We start from the raw sequence: 18,907 nt of genomic DNA on the forward strand, positions 1-18,907 counted from the left end.
GTGGTGGTGAGGGCTGGTGAGTGGGGATGCGGCCACCTCGGGGTGGTGGGCCGGGCGCCGGTTCGGGGAAGTGGCGAAGGTGAGGGTGAGTGCGAGCCGGGTGGTGAGGGCGCGGGTCGCGTCGGCGGCCTGGACGGGACACGCCGGACCGGGTGGGGTCAGGCGGGCTGGTCGAGGATGGCGCTGAAGCGCTCCTCGGCCAGGTCCAGCTGGGCGAGGATGTGCTGCTTGACCGGCGCCGACAGCGGCGTGTCAGGCCGCGCGACCAGGTCGCGGAAGACCGGCACCAGCGGGCGGTACTTGGTGGCGGCGCGGGTCACCTTCGGACCGACCGTGTGGATCACGCCCACGCCGTTGTCGGTGAAGTCGGACACCTTGATCACGCGGGCCCAGGGTTCCCGTTCCAGGCTGGCCGCCACGTGCTCCCGGTACTGCTCGTCGCGGTCCCGCCCCGGGTCGTACGCCGGATTGGTGACCGCCGCGACCAGCCGGGCGACCCGCGCGCCGAAACGGTCGGACAGCGCGTCGAGTGCCGCCGGCGTGGCGTCCGCTGCCGACTCGGTGTCGAGCCCTGCGAGTTCGGCGGGGTGGTCCTCGACCGCGTCGTGCAGCAGCCCGGCGACGATCACGTCCACGTCCCGCACCTGGTAGTGGTGCATCAGCCGGATCGCCACCCGCAGCAGGTGGTTGAGGTACGGCTCGCGTACCCGGCGGTCGTCGCGGTGCAGGTCGGCAGCCAGGTCGAGCGCCTCGGTCAGCCGGTCGCGGGCGGCCTCGTCGAACGCCTCGATCTCCAGCCGGAACCGGGCCAGCAGGCCGGGCTCACCGTGGATCTCGGTGATCGCGTGCATCGGCATGGTGGCGAGGTACGCGGGGAACTCCATGCGTCCCTTATAGCTGATCTTCGCTAGATCCGGCGTCCGCCGGGCCGCTCACGTCGCCGGTGAGACGCTTGACCAGGCGTACGCAGGTGCCCTCCGGCGTGCCGACGATGGTGGCCTCGTCCATCACCCGCGCCATGATCAGCCGTCCCCGGCCGCGGTCGCCGGTGTCGTCGCCGTCGGCCGCGCGCCAGCCGCCCCGGTCGCGTACCTCGATCTCCAGCCGGTCGCCGCGCAACTCGGCCCGCAGCGTGGTGATGCCCTCCCGGGCGAAGCGGTAGCCGTGCTCGATGGCGTTGGCGCACGCCTCACCGGTGGCGATGAGGACGGTGTCGACGTCCCACTCACTCACGCCCCGGGCGTGCAGCCAGCCGCGCAACCGTTCCCGGGTGGCGGCGAGCCGGGCCGGGTCGGCCGGCAGGTCGATGGTGAGGACCGGGCCGACGTCGCCGGATGTCCCACCCGTCACGTCCGGCCCTCCGTCCCGTGCCCGTCCCCGGACCTGGGCGCCCACTCGCGCTGTCACCGCCTGATTCTCACCCTGTTGTCCCCGGTGGCCGCCGATTCATTCCCCCGGCGGCGGTGTCCGTCAAACGTGATCATTGCGCATCGGGGGCGGCGTGTCAGCCGGCGGCCCGGCAGAGGCGGCAACGCGGCGGGCCGGCGACCCCCGAGGGGACGCCGGCCCGGGACGAGCGGTCGCGGTTGCCCCGACGGCGTCGAGGTGGCGCGCGTGCGGGCTCGGGCGCAGGTCAGAGCGGCAGCCGCCCGGCGCCGGCCCAGGCGTCGACGACGAACGGGACCAGCGGGGCCGGCAGCGGCCGGGCGGCGCGCAGCGTGGGCGTCCACCCGGCGTCGCCGCCGAGGTCGGGGTCGTGGGCGGCGTTGTACGCGGCGCGCAGGTCCACCGGCCGGGGCAGGCGGTCACCCTGCCGGACCCAGCTGCCCCGCTCGGTGAGCGCGGTGCCGCCCCAGTCGTACAGCAGGTCGGCGGGGCCGGTGTCGCCGGTGAGCGTGAAGAAGTTGTTCTCCGCGTACAGCGCGGACTGCACGCCGACGCCGAGGGCGTACGCGAAGCCGGGCCCGCCGAGCCGGTAGTGGTTCTCGTGCACGTCGACCTGGCCGAACCGGACCCGGGGCAGCCGTTGCAGCGTGCCGTCGAACAGGTTGTGCCGCACGGTGACGTTGAGCCGGCCCACGTCCGGGCCGACCGTGTTCGACGAGCCGATCAGCATCACCTTGTCCCGGCCGGTGAACCGGTTCCAGGACACGGTGACCAGGCTGGCCGTGTGCGTGACGTCCACCGAGCCGTCGTGCACCTGCCAGGGCCGCCCGAAGTAGACGGGCTGCGCGCTGTCCGGGTTGTCGCCGTCGGTGAACGTGTTGTGGTCGATCCAGACGTGCTCGCTGCGGCGCACCGAGATCTGGTCGTACTGGGAGTTCCAGTTGCCCGTGTCGCCGTCGGCAGGGGACCAGGCCGGGAAGCAGTCCCGGGCGTCGGCGAACTCGATGTTGCGCACGATCACGTTGGCCACCCGGTCGATCATCAGCGTCAGGCCGGTGAGCCGCGCGCCGCGCAGCCCGACGATAGTGGTGTTCGAGCCGACGTTGATCTGGGTCTGCCGGGTCTGCTCGGCCACCGAACGCACCCGGGCGGCCTCCAGCGGTCCGCTCGGGTTGACCCGGCCCCAGGTCGCCGGGTCGTACGCGGCCAGGTAGGCGGGCAGCGAGTACTCCGGGTCGGCCAGGTCGGCGCAGTCCAGCAGGGTGCCGTCCGGTCCTTCGAAACCGTCGACTGTCCCGGCCACGTACACGATCTTGGGGGTGGCGTCGGCGGCGTTCGTGGCGTTGTCGCCGCCGAGCGCGGCGACCAGCTCGGCGCGGGTACGCACGACGCGTACCCGGTCCGGCGCGGCGGCCGACCCGCCGGTGGTGCCGGTGCCCGCGGCGGCCCAGCCGTCGTTCGCCGGGAGGGTCTGGCGGCCGATCAGCTCGGCGGCCCGGGACGGCTTACCAGGTGCGGCCGGCGCGGGCGCGGCGGTGGTGAGGACGAGCGCGGCGGCCAGCGCCGCGACGGCTGCGGTTCGGGTACGCATGACTCGTTTCCGTTCTCCTGGAGGGACATTCACTGCACGGGTAGATCCACCACATAGGGCTTGACCGCCCACGACACGCCCGCCTCCGACGGCAGCGCACCGGTCTCCGCGGCGGCCCGCAGCACCGCGCCGACGCCCCGCACCATCAGCACCCGCTGCGGGCCGTCGCCCGCCTCGCGCACCAGGTCCCCGTCGAGCAGCGTCGGAACGGGTGCGTCCCGCAGCGCGTCCAGCACCGCGGTGAACGGCTCGGTACGCGCCAGCGGCGCGATCAGCGGCGTGCCGTCCGCACGGTGGTCGAGCAGGTTCGCCAGCAGCCCGCGGCGGCCGGGCACCGGGTGCGGCGCGTCGTCCCCGGGCAGCCGCAGGAGGTCGGTCGGGTACTCCAGCAGCGCCCGTCCGTGCTCGCCGGTGACCAGCACCTCCCCGGGGACGTGCTCCTCGGCGGCGAGGGTGAGCGCGGCCAGCACCGGCGGCCCGGCGCGCGGGGTCAGCCGCAGCACACTGGTGTCGTCCACCTCGATCGGGCGGACGCGGTAGCGCTCCACCTCGATCCGGGCCGGGCGGACCGGCGCGCCGGTGACCGATTCGGCGACGGCGAGGCACTGCATCAGCGCGTGGGCGAGCGGGTTGGCGAGTGCGCCGTCCAGCGCCGGGCGGCCGTCGACCGACAGTCGCCCGGCCCAGGGGGAGCGGGCGTAGTAGGCGTCCGGACGTTGCCAGGCGGCGAGCGTGGCGATGCCGGTGACCGGACCGAGCCGTCCGAGCGCGCCGGTCAGTTCGGTCAGCGCGGCCGAGCCGAGCGCCTGGAAGTTGACCTGCACGGCCCGGCCGGCAGCGGCGGCGGCTTCGGCGAGCGTCCGGTGTCCGGCCAGGTCGAGCACCGGCGGCTTCTCCAGCAGCAGGTCCGCCCCGGCGGCGAGTACGTCGAGCGCGATCGGCAGGTGGGTGTGCGGCGGCGTGCACACCACCACCACGTCCGGGCGGCACGCCGCGAGCATGTCCCGGTGGTCGGTGAGGACGACCGCCTCCGGCGGGATCGGCGCCTCCGGTTCGGCCTCCAGCGGGCGGACGTCGACCAGCGCGACAAGGCGCGCCCGCCCGGCCGCGTGCAGTTCGGCGATGGCCCGGCGGTGCCAGCGGCCGTGCCCGTTCGCCCCGATCAGCGCCACCCGCGGCGGGTCGTTGCCGCTCACCGGCGACCCCCGGCGGGTCGCCGCCCACCCGCCGGTCACCGGGCACCCGCCAGCGTGGCCCGGACGCCGTGGCGTTCCAGCGCGGTGAGCCAGCCGGTCACGTCGGCGCGGAACTCGTCGTCGGCGGCCAGGTCGGCCGGGAACACCTCGCGTAGCGCGAAGACCGCGTCCACCACCCCGGCCGGGGTGTGCGCTCCGGCGGCCAGCGCGGCGCGCAGCCGGTCGGCGAGCGGGTCGTCCAGCGGCAGCGGCCGGCCGTCGTCGGCGTACCCGAGCAGGAACCGCAGCCACGCGGCCACCACGAGCGCGCTCCACCGCGCCGACCGGCCCGCGGCCCGCAGGTCGGCGACGGTGTGCAGCACCCGCTGCGGCAGCTTCTGCGAGCCGTCCATCGCGACCTGCGTCGTCCGGTACCGGATCGCCGGGTTGGCGAAACGGGCGAGCACCTGTTCCCCGTACTCGGCCACGTCGGCGCCGGGCGGTGGGGTGAAGCTCGGCGCGATCTCCTCGGCGAGCAGCCGCCGCAGCACCGCGTCCAGGTGCGGCAGCGTCAGCGCCTCGGCCACCGTCTCCGCGCCGGCGAGCGCACCGAGGTACGCGGTGGCGGAGTGCACGCCGTTGAGTGCCCGCAGTTTCAGCCGCTCCCACGGCCCGGCGTCGCCGGTGAGGATGGCACCGGAGCGTTCCCAGGCCGGGCGGCCGCCGGGGAAGTCGTCCTCGATCACCCACTGCGACCACGGTTCGGCGGCGACCGCCGCGAGGTCGGTCACGCCGAGCGCCTGCCGGGCGGTGTCCCGGGTCTCGTCGGTGCTGGCCGGCACGATCCGGTCCACCATGGTGCCGGGGCAGGTGACCGCCGCCAGCACCTGCTCGGCTGTCGCGTCCGGCACCCGGGCCAGCGCGAGGCCCTGCTCGACCAGACCGCGCAGCCGCCGTCCGTTGGCGGGCAGGTTGTCGCAGCTCACGAGCGCGATCGGCCCGGCGTCGGCGGCGGCGCGGGCGAGCAGCCCGCGGACCAGCAGACCCGGCACGGTACGCGGGGGACGGCCGGTGGTCAGGTCGGCGGTCAGGTCCGCGTCCACTGTCAGCGCGGCGGTCACCGGGTCCAGCCGGTACGCCTTCTCGGTCACCGTCAGCGTGACCACCCGGATCGCCGGGTCGGCGAACAAACCGACCACCGCGTCCGGGTCGCTCGCGGCGTGCCGTACCCCGGCGAGCGCGCCGACCACCCGCGTGGCCGCGCCTTCGGCGGCGAGCGTGGTGACGCTGAACAGGCAGTCCTGTGCGTCGAGGGCCTCGACCACGTCGGTGCTGCGCGGCGCGACGCCGATGATGCCCCAGTCGCCGCCGGCCGCGCCGACCGCCGCCTCGGTGTGCACGGCCTGGTGGGCGCGGTGGAACGCGCCGAGACCGAGGTGGACGATGCCGGCCGGCACGGTGCCGGGGCGCACCAGCGGCCGGGACTCCGGCGGCAGGTGGCGCAGCGTGGCCAGGCCGAGCCGGTCGGGGGTCAGCGCCATGCCGGTCCCTCCGGGAAGCGGAACTCCGCGATCGACTCCGGACGCATGGTGGCGCTGTATCCGGGCGCTGTGGGCAGCAGGTAGCGCCCGCCCCGGGTGCGGACCGGGTCGGTGAAGTGTTCGTGCAGGTGGTCGACGTACTCGACCATCCGGCCGTCCAGGCTCGTGCCGACCCGCAGGTAGTCGAAGATCGCGAGGTGCTGCACGTACTCGCACAGGCCGACGCCGCCGGCGTGCGGGCACACCGGCACGCCGAACTTCGCGGCCAGCAGCAGTTCGGCGAGCACCTCGTCCACCCCGCCGACCCGGCAGGCGTCGACCTGCATGACGCCGATCGCCTCGGCCTGGAGCAGCTGCTTGAAGATCACCTTGTTGGCGGCGACCTCGCCGGTGGCGACCCGGCAGCGGCCGCCGGTCAGCTCGGTGACCGCGCGGGCGATCCGGGCGTGCCCGAGGACGTCGTCGGCGTGCGTGGGCTCCTCGATCCAGTACGGGTCGACCTCGGCGAGCACGCCCATCGCGGCGATCGCCTCGTCCACGTCCCACACCTGGTTGGCGTCCATCATGAGCAGCGCGTCCGGGCCGATCTCGGCCCGGATGATCCGGGCCCGCCGCAGGTCGTCCTCGATCCGCCCGCCGACCTTCATCTTCATCGCGCGCCACCCCTGCGCGTACGCGTCGCGGGTCAGCGCGCGCACCTGCTCGTCCGGGTAGCCGAGCCAGCCCACCGACGTCGTGTACGAGGGGAACCCGTCGCGTTCCAGCGCGGCGAGCCGGTCGGTGAGCCCGTCGCGTCCCTTGTCCAGGATGGCCGCCGCCTCGTCGGGGGAGAGCGCGTCGGTGATGTGGTGGAAGTCGACTGTCGCGACCAGTTCGTCGGTGGGCGCCTCGGCGAGGAACCGCCACATCGGCTTGCCGGCGAGCTTGGCGCGCAGGTCCCACACGGCGTTGACGAGCGCGCCGGTGGCCATGTGGATCACGCCCTTCTCCGGGCCGAGCCAGCGCAGTTGCACGTCGGCGGTGAGCGAGCGCCAGAACGCCACGGGTTCGGCGGCGATCTCGGCGACGGTGCGCCCCCGGACGTGGTGGGCGAGTGCGCGGACCGCCGCGCAGGTGATCTCGTTGCCCCGGCCGTTGGTGAACGTGAACCCGGTGCCGGTCGGCCCGCCGTCGGTGGTCAGCTCCACGTACGTGGCCGAGTAGTCGCCCCTGTTGATCGCGTCCGAGCCGTCGCCGCTGGCGGCGGTGGGGAAGCGCACGTCGTGCACCTCGACGTCGACGATTGTGGTCATGCGGGCCCACCTCCGAACTTGAAGACCTGCTTCGGCAGCCGGTACGCCAGGTCGACGATGGTCTCGGCGGCCTCGTTCTCGGTCAGCCGGTGCTCGGCGACGAGGCGGGCGAGGAATCCGGCGTCGACCCGGCGGGCCACGTCGTGGCGTACCGGGATGGAACAGAACGCGCGGGTGTCGTCGACGAACCCGGCGGTGTTGTAGAAGCCCGCGGTCTCGGTGACCGCCTCGCGGAACCGGCGCAGCACCTCGGGGGAGTCCAGGAACCACCAGGGCGCGCCGAGGCGCAGCGCCGCGTACCCGCCGGCGAGCGGGGCGAGTTCCCTGGTGAACGTGTCCTCGTCGAGCGTGTAGAGCACCACTGTGAGCCGGGGGTCGTTGCCGTGCGCGTCGAGCAGCGGCGCGAGGCCGTGCACGTACTCGGTGGCCTGCGGCACGTCGCCGCCCACGTCGCGGCCGTGCCGGGCGTGCAGCCAGCGGTTGTGGTTGCGGACCGCGCCGGGGTGCAGCTGCATGACCAGGCCGTCGTCGAGCGACATCCGGGCGAACTCCAGCAGCATGTGCGCCCGGAACGCCTCGGCGTCGGCGGCGTCGGCCAGGCCGCGCCGGCCCTTGTCGTACAGCGCCGCGGCCTGCGCGGGACTGAGATCGAGGGTACGGGCGGTGGGGTGCCCGTGGTCGGACGAGGTGGCCCCGGCGGCGGCGAACGCCTCCCGCCGTGCCCGCAGCGCGGCCAGGTATCCGGCGTACGTGCCGGTGTCCTCGCCGGAGACCTCGGCGAGCCGGTCCACGTTCGCGGCCCAGTTGTCGAACTCCATGTCCACCACGTCGTCGGGGCGGAACGTGGTGACCACCCGGCCGCCGGGCCCGCCCCAGCCGTCGGCGGCGAGCTTGGCGTGCCGGCCCAGGTCGTCCAGCGGTGACTCGGTGGTGGCGAGCACCTCGATGCCGAAGCGTTCGAACAGCGCCCGGGGCCGGAACCCCGGCTCGGCCAGGCGCGCGGCGAGCGCGTCGTAGACGGCGTCGGCGGTGGCCGGGCTCAGCGGCGTGTCGACGCCGAACACGTGCCGGAACGTCTGCTCCAGCCACAGTCGCGACGGGGTGCCGCGGAACAGGTGCCAGTGCGCGGCGAAGCGCCGCCAGATGGTCCGCCCGTCGGTCTCCACCGGGCTGCCGTCGACGCTCGGCACGCCCAGGTCGGCCGGGGGTACGCCCTGGCTGAGCAGCATCCGGGTCAGGTAGTGGTCGGGCACGATGAGCAGCCGGGCCGGGTCGGGGAACGGCTGGTCCTCGGCCAGCAGCCCGGGGTCGACGTGCCCGTGCGGGGAGATGAGCGGCTGCTCGGCGGCGAGCGCGTACAGCTCGCGGGCCAGGGCGCGCAGCCCGGGCTCGGCGGGCAGCAGCAGGTCGCCGCGGGGGATGATCGGCACAGCGAGGGCTCCTCGGTCAGGGCAGGGTGAGCAGGTCGGCGACCCGGACGGGCGCGCCGGTCTCCAGCGAGCGGTTGGCGGCCAGGCCGGTGAGCAGGGCGAGTGCGCCGTCGCGGGCGGTGGCGGCCCGGCCGAGCGGGTCGGGTTCGCCGCCGAGCAGCACCCGGGTCATCCGGGCGTCCGCGCCGCCGTGCCCGCGCCGGGTCCAGCCCTCGACCGGGATCTCCTGCGGCGGCGCCCAGAACGGGCGCAGCGTGAGCCGGGCCGCGCCCTGCTCCACGGCGGCCTCGTCGCCGTGCAGCGCCGCGCCCTTGAGGGCACCGGCGACGGACGGGCTGACGTGGTCGCTCTCGGTCACCTCCAGTTCGAGGCGGCCCCGGCTGCCGTTGACCATGACCCGGTAGCCCTCCCAGGGGGCGTACGCGGTGAGGTGGTAGGTCATCGTCGCGCCGGTGTCGTAGCGGGCCAGCACCGCGAGGTCGTCCTCGATGGTCACGCCGGGGGCGAAGACGTTGCGGTCGCGGTGGTAGCCGTCCTCGGCCTCGGCGTCGAGGTACAGCTCGCGCAGCCTCGGGTGGTCGGCCAGGCGCAGCGCGAACGGGTCGCCGTCGGCGGCGGGGGAGCCGTGCGCCCGGTCGTAGTCGCGGGCGTAGCCGTGCCGGCGGCCGTCCTCGCCGTAGAAGAACAACCGGCCGTACGCGTGCACCTCGACCGGGCGGGCATCCAGCCACCAGTTGACCAGGTCGAAGTGGTGGCCGGACTTGTGCACGAGCAGGCCGCCGGAGACGGACTTGTCCCGGTGCCAGCGGCGGAAGTAGTCGGCGCCGTGGCGCACGTCGAGCAGCCACTCGAAGTGCACCGACCCGATCTCGCCGACCGCGCCGTCGGCCAGCAGCCGCCGGAACTGCTCGTGCAGCGGGTTGTAGCGGTAGTTGAACGCGACGGTGACGCGCCGGCCGGTCTCGGCGACCGCGTCCAGGATGCGCCGGCACCGTTCCGCGTCGACAGTCATCGGCTTCTCGACGACCACGTCGCAGCCGGCCCGCAGCGCCGCCGTCACGTACTCGTCGTGGGTGGCGTCGACGCTGGTCACCAGCACCACGTCGACCCGCTCCTCGGCGAGCATGGCGGTGACGTCGGCGGCGGCGTACGTGGGCACCGGCGGGTGGCCCAGCTCGGCCAGCCAGCGGTTGTGGGCGTCCATCCGGATCTGGTTGACGTCGGCGAGCGCGACCAGCTCGGCGGTGTCGGCGTGGTCGAGCGCGAGGGCACGGACGAACATCTCGGCGCGTGCCCCGGCACCCACCAGGGCGTGGCGGACCCGTTTCCGGGCCGGTGGTGACATGACGTCGGCCTCCCCGGCAGTCGGCTGCAAAGGTTTGCAGCCGAAGAAACCATGACGGTGGATGCGTCGTCAACGGTTGCCGCCCAAGCCGTCCTATCCATCCGTATTGATGGGCATTCATGCGCGTGGCGGGAACGCCGGCGCAATCGAGCCGCAACAATGGACCGTTGACACGGGCGCAACCGTTTGCATTAATGGGCGGCACCCGTGACGCCCACCACATCGGACGAGGGAGCCCGCCGTGCCAGCCACCATCCGGGACGTCGCCCGCGCCTCCGGTGTGCACATCTCCACCGTGTCCCGGACGTTCTCGGCCCCGCACCTGGTCAACCCGGAGACCCGGGTCCGGGTGCTGGCCTGTGCGGAGGACCTCGGCTACCGGCCCAACCGGGCCGCCCGGGCCCTCATCACCGGCCGTACGCACAACATCGGCCTGATCGTGGCCGACATCGCCAACCCGTTCTTCCCGCCGCTGATCAAGGCGGCGGAGGGGCAGGCCCGGCACCGCGACTACCACGTGTTCGTGGCCGACACCAACGAGGACCCGGTCGCCGAGGAGGACCTGGTCCACGCCCTGGCCAAGCAGGTCGACGGTGTGCTGCTGTGCAGCCCCCGGATGAGCAACAGCCTGATCGAGCAGGTCAGCCGCGAGGTCCCGGTGGTGGTGATAAACCGCCAGATCGCCGGCCTGCCCTGCGTGATGATGGACGTCGGGCAGGGCGCCCGGGCCGCGATCGAGCACCTGCTCGGGCTCGGTCACCGCCGGATCGCGCTGCTCGGCGGCCCGCGCGGCTCCTGGACCGCCCGGGAGATGCGCCGCGCCGCGACCGCCGCCGCCCGGGCCGGGGGAGCGGAACTGACAGTCCTCGGACCCAACCAGCCCACCGAGACCGGCGGCGGCGCGCTCGCCGAGCAGGTACGCCGCAGCGGCGTCACCGCCGTGCTCGCCTACAACGACCTGATGGCGATCGGCCTGATCGAAGGGCTGGACGCGATCGGGGCGCGGGTGCCGCACGACGTGAGCGTCGTCGGCGTCGACGACATCGCGCTGAGCCGGCTCACCCGCCCCAAGTTGACGACGGTGGCCACGCCGACCGCGGCCGCCGGCCGGACGGCCGTCGACATGCTGCTGCAACTCGACTCCGACGCGCCACGCGGCGCCCGGGGCCGGGGCGCGGCGGCCGGCGACCGTCGCACCACCGCACAGGTAATGCTCCAGACCGAACTGGTCGTCCGCGACTCGACCGGGCCCGTCCCCGCGCCCGGCCGGGACGGCACCGGAGCCTGAGCAGGTGGCCCGGGCCCGCACAGCCTTGCGGACCCGGGCGGCCCGCGGACGGCCGCCGGTGACGTCGTCGCCTCCCACAGCCGAGGAGTGAGCGCAGATGCACCCCGCAACGTCCCCCACCGCCGGCGCACCCGCCGGGCGGGATCACCGTACCCCCCTGACCCGACGCCGACTCGTCCGCGGCCTGGCCGCCGTCGCGCTCGCCGTGCCCCTCGCCCTGGGCGCGGCCGGCTGCGGCGACGACGAAGCCGGCGGCGACGGCGGCCCGGTCAAGCTCTCCGTCTTCTGGTGGGGCGGAGAGGCCCGGGCCAAGCTCACCGAGGACGCCCTGGCCCTCTACACCAAGAAGCACCCGGACGTGACGTTCGAGAAGACCTGGCAGGCCAACCAGGGCTACTTCGACAAGCTCGCCACACTGACCGCCGGCGGCAACCCGCCGGACCTGTTCCAGATCGACGACAACTACCTGGCCGAGTACGCCGGCCGCAGCACCACGCTCGACCTGAGCAGCTACCGCGACTCCGGCAAGCTCGACGTGTCGAAGTTCCCCAAGAGCCTGCTGGAGTACGGCGTGGTCGACGGCAAGCTCGCCGGGGTCGCCGCCGGGGAGAACACGCAGGGCCTGGTCTACAACAAGACGCTGCTCACCAAGAACGGGCTGCCCGAGCCGACCACCGGGATGAGCTGGGAGGAGCACATCGCCTGGGCCGAGCAGGTGGCGAAGAAGACGAAGGTGCCCGGCACCCAGGACCCGAGCGCCGACTACAAGGCGCTCTGGGTGTGGCTGCGCCAGCAGGGCAAGGACCTGTACAAGGGCAAGGAGCTCGGCTTCACCGCCGAGGACGTGACGAAGTGGTTCGAGCTGTGGAAGGGCGCGCGGGACCGGGGCGCCACCCCGACGCCTGACGTCATCCACGAGGGCAACTCCAGCGACATCACCAAGCAGCTCGTGGTCACCGGCAAGTCGGCCACCTCCTGGGTCTGGGTCAACCAGATGCCGGACCTGAAGAAGAACACCAAGGACGAACTGGGCGTGGTCGCGTACCCGGGTGACCCGAGCGCGCAGTGGGCGCGCGCCTCGATGTACTGGTCGGTGTTCAAGGGCAGCAAGCACAAGGACGTCGCCGTCGATGTGATCAACTTCCTCAACAACGACCCGGAGGCGGTGGCGCTGCTCGGCACCGACCGCGGTCTGCCGTCGAACATGGATCTGCGCGCCAAGGTCAGCGAGACCGCCACCGGACCCGGCCATGAAGCAGTCCATCCAGGTCGAGTCCGACCTGGCGCAGAAGTTCGGCGCCTCGCCCCAGGTCCCGATCAAGGGGCACAGCAAGGTCAAGTCCGAGCTGGTCAAGGCCGCCGAGAACGCCCAGTACGGCCGCGCCAACCCGGCCCAGGCGGCGGAGCAGTTCGTCGCCGCCTGCAAGTCCGCGATCGCCTGACCCCACGAAAGGACCGGTCCCGTGGCTCTCACCACGGCGCCCGGCCGGACCCCGCGCACCGGACCGGCCGGCCCTCGCCCCACGCGGCGTCGGGCCGGCCGGGCCCGGCTCGGCGAGGGCCTGGCGGGGTACGTCTTCCTCTCGCCCTGGCTCATCGGACTGATGGGCGTCACGGCGATCCCGATGCTGCTCTCGCTCTGGCTGAGCTTCACCGACTACGACATCCTCACGCCGCTGTCCGAGGTGCGGTGGGTGGGGCTGGCCAACTACGAGCGGATGTTCACCGCCGACCCGTCGTACTGGCACGCGGTGCGGGTCACGCTGACGTTCGCGCTGATCGCGGTGCCGCTGAAGCTGGCCGCCGCGCTCGGTGTGGCGCTGCTGCTCAACCGTGCCTGGCGCGGCGTCGGGCTGTTCCGCAGCCTGTTCTACCTGCCGTCACTGCTCGGCGGCAGCGTCGCGCTGGCCATCGTCTGGGTCAACATGTTCAACCGGGACGGCGCGTTCAACTCGTTCCTCGCCCTGTTCGGCGTCGAAGGGCTGCCCTGGGTCAGCGACCCGGACTGGGCGCTGGAGACGCTGATGGTGCTGGCGATCTGGCAGTTCGGCGCACCCATGGTGATCTTCCTGGCCGGGCTCAAGCAGGTGCCCACCGAGCTGTACGAGGCGGCGGCCGTGGACGGCGCCGGGGCGTGGCGGCGCTTCCGCGCGGTCACGCTGCCCATGCTCTCCCCGGTGATCTTCTTCAACCTGGTGCTGGAGACCATCAACGGCTTCCAGGGCTTCACCGCCGCGTTCGTGCTCAGCAACGGCACCGGCGGCCCGGTCGACTCCACGTTGATGTACACGCTGAAGCTCTACATCTCCGGCTTCACCGACCTGGAGATGGGCTACGCGTCGGCGATGGCGTGGGTGTTCCTGGTGGCGATCGGCGTGGTCACCGCCGTCTTCTTCAGCACCGGCCGGTTCTGGGTGCACTACTCGGACGGAGACGACTCATGACGGCGCTTCCTGTCGCCCGCCGCCGGCCGGGCGGCGGCCGGAACGTCCTGCGGCTCGTCGTGCTCGTGGCGATCGTCGCGGTGGTGCTCTACCCGCTGTTCTGGATGCTCGGCACATCGGTCAAGTCGCAGGCCGAGATCGTCAACAACGTCGGCCTGCTGCCGGAACGGTTCACCCCCGGCAACTACCTCGACGGCTGGACCAACTTCGACATCAGCTTCGGCCGGTTCTTCCTCAACAGCGCGCTGGTCAGCGGGCTCACCGTCGTCGGCAACGCGCTGTCCTGCCTGCTCGCCGCGTACGCCCTGGGCCGGCTGCGGTTCCGGCTGCGCAAGATGTGGTTCACCGTCATGATCGGGACGCTGCTGCTGCCCGGGCACGTGCTGATCGTGCCGCAGTACATCCTGTTCCGCAGCCTCGGCCTGGTCGGCGGCGACTGGCCGTACCTGCCGCTGCTGGTGCCGCAGTTCCTGGCCACCGAGGCGTTCTTCGTCTTCCTCATGGTGCAGTTCATGCGCGGCATCCCGCGCGAGCTGGACGAGGCGGCCACCATCGACGGCGCGTCCCCGTACGGCGTGTTCCGGCACGTCATCCTGCCGCTGAGCCGCCCGGCGCTGGTCACCACCGCGATCTTCTCGTTCATCTGGACCTGGAACGACTTCTTCCGCCAGCTGGTGTTCCTGTCCAGCCTGGAGGACTACACGGTCCCGGTGGCGCTGACCCTGTTCATCGACTCGACAAGCCAGAGCGCTGTCGGCCCGATGTTCGCCATGTCGGTGCTGTCCCTGCTGCCGGTGTTCCTGTTCTTCCTGGCCTTCCAGCGGATGCTCGTCGAGGGCATCAACACCAGCGGGCTGAAGGGATGACCGCCGTGCCTGCCCACACCGACGCCGTACCCGCCCACCCCGACACCGTGCCGGCCCGTGCCGACTGGCGGGACACGCTGCGCGAGGCGACCGACCTGGCGCTGCTCGGCTTCGCCGTGGCGCTCGCCGCGCTGCCGGTGCTCACGCTCGCCCCGGCGGTCGCCACCGCGAGTGCCGCGCTGCACGACAGGTCGGTCACCGGCGCCTGGCCGGACGCGCGGACCAGCCTGACCCGGTTCGGCCGCGCGCTGCCCGCCGGATCGGCGGCGAGCGCCGTCGCACTCGCGGCCGCCGCGCTGCTCGCCGCCGATCTGCTCGCGCTCACCACCGGCCGGGTACCAGGCGGCGGGCCTGCGCTCGCGCTCACCGCCGTCGTGGTGGCGGTCCTGCTCGGGTACGCGGGCCTTGTCGCCGTAGCGGTCGGACGCACCGGCGGCCGGGGCTGGCGAACGGCCGCGCTCGAGGTGGCCCGCACCTGCCCGCAGCGCCCCGGCACCTGGGCCGCCGCCTCCGGCGTCTGCGCGCTCGCCGTGCTGCTGGGCGTGCTGGTCACGCCGGTCGCGGTGCCGATCCTCGGCGGGTACGCGCTCGCGGCGCTGCACGCGCTGGACGCCCGCCACCCGGTCCCCGCGCCGGAGCCGTCGTGACCGCCGAACCCCGTTCCGCCGCTGCCGAGCCGCGCCGGGCTGACGCCGAGTCGCGCCTTGCCGGGGGCGACTCGGAGTCGCGGCTTGCCGGCACCGACGCCGAGTCGCGGCTGGTCGTCGGTGGCGCCGAGGTGGCCCGGTACGTGGTCCGGCCCGACCTCGACCCGCGTCACGGACCCCGGCCGTACCTGCACCCGGTGCGGACCCGGGCCGGCACCCCGGTCACGGACGCGCTGCCGGCCGACCACGTCTGGCACCTCGGCGCATCGCTGGCGGTGCAGGACGTCGACGGCGTCAACCTGTGGGGCGGCCGGACGTACGTGCGCGGCACCGGCTACACCTGGCGCGACGACCACGGCGTGATCGCGCACACCGGCTGGCGGGAGCGGGCCGCCGACCGGCTCGACCACGATCTGGAGTGGCGGGACCGGCACGGCCGGGTGCTGCTGCGCGAGCACCGGCGGATCACCGCCACGCCGGCCGGGGAGGACGCCTGGTGGCTGGACCTGTCGGCGACGCTCGCCTCCGCCACCGGCGCTGACGTGCATCTGGGCAGCCCGGCCACGAACGGCCGCCCGGGCGGCGCGGGGTACGGCGGCTTCTTCTGGCGTGCGGTGGCCGACGGCGAACCCCTCGTGCGTACCGCCGACGCGGAAGACGAGGAGGCGGTGAACGGCTCGGCCGCGCCCTGGCTGGCACTGTGCGCCACCGCGCCCGGAGGTGGCGCGTACACGCTGGTGTTCACCGGCCTGGGGACGGGCGACAGGTGGTTCGTGCGCACCGCGATGTACCCGGGCGTCTGCGTCGCGTACGCGTTCGACAGCCCGGCGGTGGTCGCGGCCGGGCAGCCCCGGCACAACCGGCACCGGGTCCTCGTCGCCGACGGCCACCTCGACCCGGCCGACATCGCGGCCCGGCTGGACGCGGCGGTCATCCGGTGAGCGTGCGGTGTGAGCCGGTGTTGCGGGCCCCACGGTGAGCGCGGGGAGCGAGCCGCGTGCCTCCGGTATCGCGGTCGCGGCCGGGAGCGGGCCGGAGGTGGTGTGCGTGGGGGAGACGATGGTGGTGCTCGCCCCTGACGGCGGCGGGTCGCTGGAGGACGCCGCGCGGCTGACGGTCGGCGTGGGCGGCGCGGAGTCCAACGTGGCGGCCGGGCTGGCCCGGCTCGGGCACCGCGCGGCGTGGGTCAGCCGGGTCGGCGACGACCCGTTCGGGCGGCGGGTGGTGGCCGCGGTCGCCGCCGCGGGCGTGGACGTCTCCCCGGTCACCGTCGATCCGGACGCGCCGACCGGCCTTTACCTGAAGGATCCCGGCCCGGACGGCACCCGCGTCCACTACCACCGCGCCGGGTCGGCAGCGAGCCGCCTCGGCGCGCCGGACCTCGGGCGTCCCGCGCTGGCCGGGGCGCGGCTGCTGCACCTGTCCGGGATCACCGCCGCGCTCTCCGGCACCTGCCGTGACCTGCTCGTATCAGCGCTGGACGGGCGGGCGCTGCCCGGTGCCCGGGTCAGCTTCGACGTGAACCACCGGCCGGCGCTCTGGCCCGCCGGCCGGGCCGGACCGGTCCTGCGTGACCTGGCCGACCGCGCCGACGTGGTGCTGGTCGGTCTGGACGAGGCGACCGTGCTCTGGTCGGCGGGCAATCCGGCCGCTGTCCGTGCGCTGCTGCCCGGCCCGGAGCTGGTGGTGGTCAAGGACGGGCCGGTCGGCGCGACAGCGCTGCCGCGTACCGGGCCGGCGGTGTTCGTGCCGGCGTTGCCGGTGGACGTGGTGGAGCCGGTCGGCGCGGGTGACGCGTTCGCCGCCGGGTTCCTCTCCGGGCTGCTGCGCGGCCTCGACCTGCGAGCCTGCCTGCGGCTGGGCCACCTGACCGCCGCGCCGGTGCTGGCCGTGCCGGGCGACACCGCGCCGCCACCGGACGCGGAGACGATCGCGCGGGCGCTGGCGCTGCCGGACGCGGCGTGGACTGAGCAGGCGCCGATGCAGGTCAGGGGAGGGAGCGGGAGATGAGCGGGCACGACTTCGAGGCCCTGTTCGGCGGCGCGCGGGTGATGGTGATCCTGCGCGACCTGCCGCCCGGGGAGACGGTCCGGCTGGCGGAACTGGCCTGGGATCTCGGCATCGACGTGGTGGAGGTGCCCATCCGTACCCCGGAAGCGGTGCCGGCGCTGCACGCCGCCGTGACGGCCGGGCGTCGGCGGGGCCGGATCGTCGGCGCGGGCACTGTGCGTACCCCGGCGCAGGTCCACGACGCGGTGGCCGCCGGGGCGGCGTTCACAGTGGCGCCCGGCCTGGACCTGGCCGTCGCCGACGCGGCGGCCGGTCTCGGCGTGCCGCACCTGCCCGGCGTGGCCACCCCGACCGAGGCGCAACGGGCGCTCGACCACGGCCTGGTGTGGCTCAAGGCGTTCCCGGCGGTCAGCCTCGGCCCGGCCTGGTTCCGGGCGGTGGCCGGGCCGCTGCCGGAGGCCCGGTTCGTGGCCACCGGCGGCGTCGACGCCGGCAACGCGGGCGATTTCCTCGCCGCCGGGGCGCGGGTGGTGGCCGTCGGGTCGGCGCTGACCGACCCCGAGCAGCTGCCGCGCCTGGCCACGCTCGCCGGCGGCGGCGCTATCACGTGACGGTACGGCCGGACGTGGTGGCGGTGGTCCGGATCGCCTTGACGATCGCCGGGATCGACCCGATCAGCAGCACCAGCGCCCAGATCAGCGCCACCACGGCGAACACCACGGCGCCCAGGTCGTCGAGGATGCTGACCAGGATCACCGGCACCAGGCCGTGCAGGAACTGCAACACCACAGTGCACAGCAGCGTGGTCAGCGCCAGCGCGACGAGCCCTTTGTTGCGCAGGAACCGGGGCTGGGCGGCGAGCAGCAGCGCGACCCAGACCAGTTTGAGCAGCAGCGCCAGCCCGAGCAGCACCGCCGCGTCGTCGACCGGGAAGAACCCCCACACCGCGAGGTACGCCAGCGTGCCGAACGGCGGGGCCAGGAACAGCGAGACCATCACCGTCAGCTCGATGAACGCGACGATCAGCAGGACCAGCGACACCAGTAGCAGCACGATCGAGAAGACGAGTGTGGCCACGCCCTGCACCCGGCCCTGCATCCGGTCCGGCAGCACCAGGCTCAGGCAGAACAGCCCGGTCGTCCAGAGCGCCACCACGTCGATCAGCGCCAGGTAGCCGATGCCGCGCCCGGACGGCTCGGACACCGCGCCGACGTCACCCAGCTCGACGCCGAGCCGGCCGGCGTTGTCCCGCAGCGCGCCGCTGGCGTCCCCACCGCCGGTCAGCGCCGCCGCGCCCAGCTCCACGCCGACCACGAGCGCCACCGCGAGCAGGGCCAGCAGCAGGAACGGCTTGCGCAACTCACCCATGCCGCGTCTCCGTTCCGGTCAGGACCGGGCCAGCGTGACCGAACATCCGCCACCTCCCGGACAGCGCAGGAGCACCTCGGTCTCCCGGTCCACAGCCACCTTCGCCACCGCCGGGCCGTCCGCGTCCGGGGCGACCTCGTCGGTGACTGTGACGTCCGCGTCGCCGGGTGCGCGGGCGGTCACCTCGAACGGCGTCGTACCGCGCAGCACCAGCGTGCGCAGCGCGCCCGGGTCAGCCACCCGCAGCCGGCACGCGGTGCCGAAGGCGAGCGTCACCCCGTCGGCGGTGGTGGCCGGTTCGGCGGCCGGCGGCAGGCAGGTCACCGCCACCGTCGCCGGGTCCACAGTCCCGGTCCCGCGCCCGAGCCGGGCCAGCGCGCCCGGCCCGGCCCCCGGGTCGCCCGGGTCGTCGCGGCGCCCGGCGACCGCCACCACGTACAGCGCCACCAGCAGCACGGCCACGGCCACCAGCAGCACCTTCTGCCGCCCGCTCACGGTGCCGTCCCGGTTCGCGACTGCGGGGC

General features: G+C 74.0%; 18 protein-coding genes and 1 pseudogene. 9 read left to right on the forward strand and 10 right to left on the reverse strand.

Going from position 1 to position 18,907, the window contains the following annotated elements; genetic code table 11:
* Positions 1-158: 158 nt before the first annotated feature.
* The 8 genes from ABD52_RS16960 to ABD52_RS16995 all read right to left on the reverse strand — a co-directional run bounded on the left by ABD52_RS16960 (position 159) and on the right by ABD52_RS16995 (position 9,760).
* Positions 159-884, reverse strand: a complete 726-nt coding sequence (locus tag ABD52_RS16960; RefSeq protein ID WP_030268615.1) for an HD domain-containing protein — start codon at positions 882-884, stop codon at positions 159-161.
* Positions 885-891: 7 nt separating this feature from the next.
* Positions 892-1,350, reverse strand: a complete 459-nt coding sequence (locus tag ABD52_RS16965) for an ATP-binding protein (RefSeq protein WP_013476520.1) — start codon at positions 1,348-1,350, stop codon at positions 892-894.
* A 283-nt stretch (positions 1,351-1,633) separates the two neighbouring features.
* On the reverse strand, positions 1,634-2,977 hold the full coding sequence (locus ABD52_RS16970; RefSeq protein ID WP_047892445.1) for a polysaccharide lyase family 1 protein: 1,344 nt from the start codon (positions 2,975-2,977) through the stop codon (positions 1,634-1,636).
* 29 nt (positions 2,978-3,006) lie between these two features.
* Positions 3,007-4,173 (reverse strand): Gfo/Idh/MocA family protein, encoded by a 1,167-nt coding sequence (locus tag ABD52_RS16975; RefSeq protein WP_047892467.1) that lies wholly within the window; start codon positions 4,171-4,173, stop codon positions 3,007-3,009.
* A 35-nt stretch (positions 4,174-4,208) separates the two neighbouring features.
* Complete coding sequence (locus tag ABD52_RS16980) at positions 4,209-5,693, reverse strand: mannitol dehydrogenase family protein (protein ID WP_047892446.1); 1,485 nt, start codon at positions 5,691-5,693, stop codon at positions 4,209-4,211.
* Positions 5,684-6,985: an enolase C-terminal domain-like protein gene (locus ABD52_RS16985; RefSeq protein WP_047892447.1), complete on the reverse strand. Its 1,302-nt coding sequence runs from the start codon at positions 6,983-6,985 to the stop codon at positions 5,684-5,686. The genes ABD52_RS16980 and ABD52_RS16985 overlap by 10 nt, the downstream gene beginning before the upstream one ends.
* Positions 6,982-8,415, reverse strand: coding sequence for a glucuronate isomerase (gene uxaC, locus ABD52_RS16990; RefSeq protein ID WP_013286699.1), 1,434 nt, complete (start codon positions 8,413-8,415; stop codon positions 6,982-6,984). The genes ABD52_RS16985 and uxaC overlap by 4 nt, the downstream gene beginning before the upstream one ends.
* A gap of 16 nt (positions 8,416-8,431) precedes the next feature.
* Entirely contained in the window at positions 8,432-9,760 is a 1,329-nt protein-coding gene (locus ABD52_RS16995; RefSeq protein ID WP_047892448.1) for a Gfo/Idh/MocA family protein, read from the reverse strand.
* Between the two features lie 241 nt (positions 9,761-10,001).
* Here ABD52_RS16995 and ABD52_RS17000 point away from each other — a divergent pair, with 241 nt between their 5' ends.
* The 9 genes and pseudogenes from ABD52_RS17000 to ABD52_RS17035 all read left to right on the forward strand — a co-directional run bounded on the left by ABD52_RS17000 (position 10,002) and on the right by ABD52_RS17035 (position 17,626).
* A complete protein-coding gene (locus tag ABD52_RS17000) occupies positions 10,002-11,048 on the forward strand; it encodes a LacI family DNA-binding transcriptional regulator (RefSeq protein ID WP_047892449.1) in 1,047 nt (348 codons plus the stop codon).
* 97 nt (positions 11,049-11,145) lie between these two features.
* Positions 11,146-12,147: pseudogene (locus tag ABD52_RS17005) on the forward strand (ABC transporter substrate-binding protein); the annotation flags it as partial.
* Positions 12,148-12,298: 151 nt separating this feature from the next.
* The gene (locus ABD52_RS40840) at positions 12,299-12,490 is read left to right on the forward strand and encodes a hypothetical protein (RefSeq protein ID WP_235437484.1); all 192 of its coding nucleotides are present in this window, start codon (positions 12,299-12,301) and stop codon (positions 12,488-12,490) included.
* 21 nt (positions 12,491-12,511) lie between these two features.
* The gene (locus ABD52_RS17010) at positions 12,512-13,492 is read left to right on the forward strand and encodes a carbohydrate ABC transporter permease (protein ID WP_047892450.1); all 981 of its coding nucleotides are present in this window, start codon (positions 12,512-12,514) and stop codon (positions 13,490-13,492) included.
* Positions 13,489-14,358 carry a carbohydrate ABC transporter permease gene (locus ABD52_RS17015; RefSeq protein WP_047892451.1) on the forward strand — a complete coding sequence of 290 codons (870 nt, stop codon included), beginning with the start codon at positions 13,489-13,491 and terminating at the stop codon, positions 14,356-14,358. Before ABD52_RS17010 ends, ABD52_RS17015 begins: the two co-directional genes overlap by 4 nt.
* Positions 14,355-15,005 (forward strand): hypothetical protein, encoded by a 651-nt coding sequence (locus ABD52_RS17020; RefSeq protein WP_047892452.1) that lies wholly within the window; start codon positions 14,355-14,357, stop codon positions 15,003-15,005. The genes ABD52_RS17015 and ABD52_RS17020 overlap by 4 nt, the downstream gene beginning before the upstream one ends.
* Positions 15,002-15,946 carry a PmoA family protein gene (locus ABD52_RS17025; RefSeq protein ID WP_053065405.1) on the forward strand — a complete coding sequence of 315 codons (945 nt, stop codon included), beginning with the start codon at positions 15,002-15,004 and terminating at the stop codon, positions 15,944-15,946. Before ABD52_RS17020 ends, ABD52_RS17025 begins: the two co-directional genes overlap by 4 nt.
* 106 nt (positions 15,947-16,052) lie before the next feature.
* Positions 16,053-17,015, forward strand: a complete 963-nt coding sequence (locus ABD52_RS17030; protein ID WP_235437485.1) for a sugar kinase — start codon at positions 16,053-16,055, stop codon at positions 17,013-17,015.
* Positions 17,012-17,626 (forward strand): bifunctional 4-hydroxy-2-oxoglutarate aldolase/2-dehydro-3-deoxy-phosphogluconate aldolase, encoded by a 615-nt coding sequence (locus ABD52_RS17035; RefSeq protein WP_013286690.1) that lies wholly within the window; start codon positions 17,012-17,014, stop codon positions 17,624-17,626. Before ABD52_RS17030 ends, ABD52_RS17035 begins: the two co-directional genes overlap by 4 nt.
* Here ABD52_RS17035 and ABD52_RS17040 read toward each other — a convergent pair.
* Positions 17,619-18,383, reverse strand: a complete 765-nt coding sequence (locus tag ABD52_RS17040; protein ID WP_047892453.1) for a hypothetical protein — start codon at positions 18,381-18,383, stop codon at positions 17,619-17,621. The two genes, ABD52_RS17035 and ABD52_RS17040, sit on opposite strands and share 8 nt — an antisense overlap.
* 18 nt (positions 18,384-18,401) lie before the next feature.
* A complete protein-coding gene (locus tag ABD52_RS17045; protein WP_047892454.1) occupies positions 18,402-18,878 on the reverse strand; it encodes a hypothetical protein in 477 nt (158 codons plus the stop codon).
* Positions 18,879-18,907: the final 29 nt, after the last annotated feature.

The sequence above is a fragment of the Micromonospora sp. RV43 genome (assembly GCF_001029515.1).
Classification (GTDB): domain Bacteria; phylum Actinomycetota; class Actinomycetes; order Mycobacteriales; family Micromonosporaceae; genus Micromonospora; species Micromonospora aurantiaca.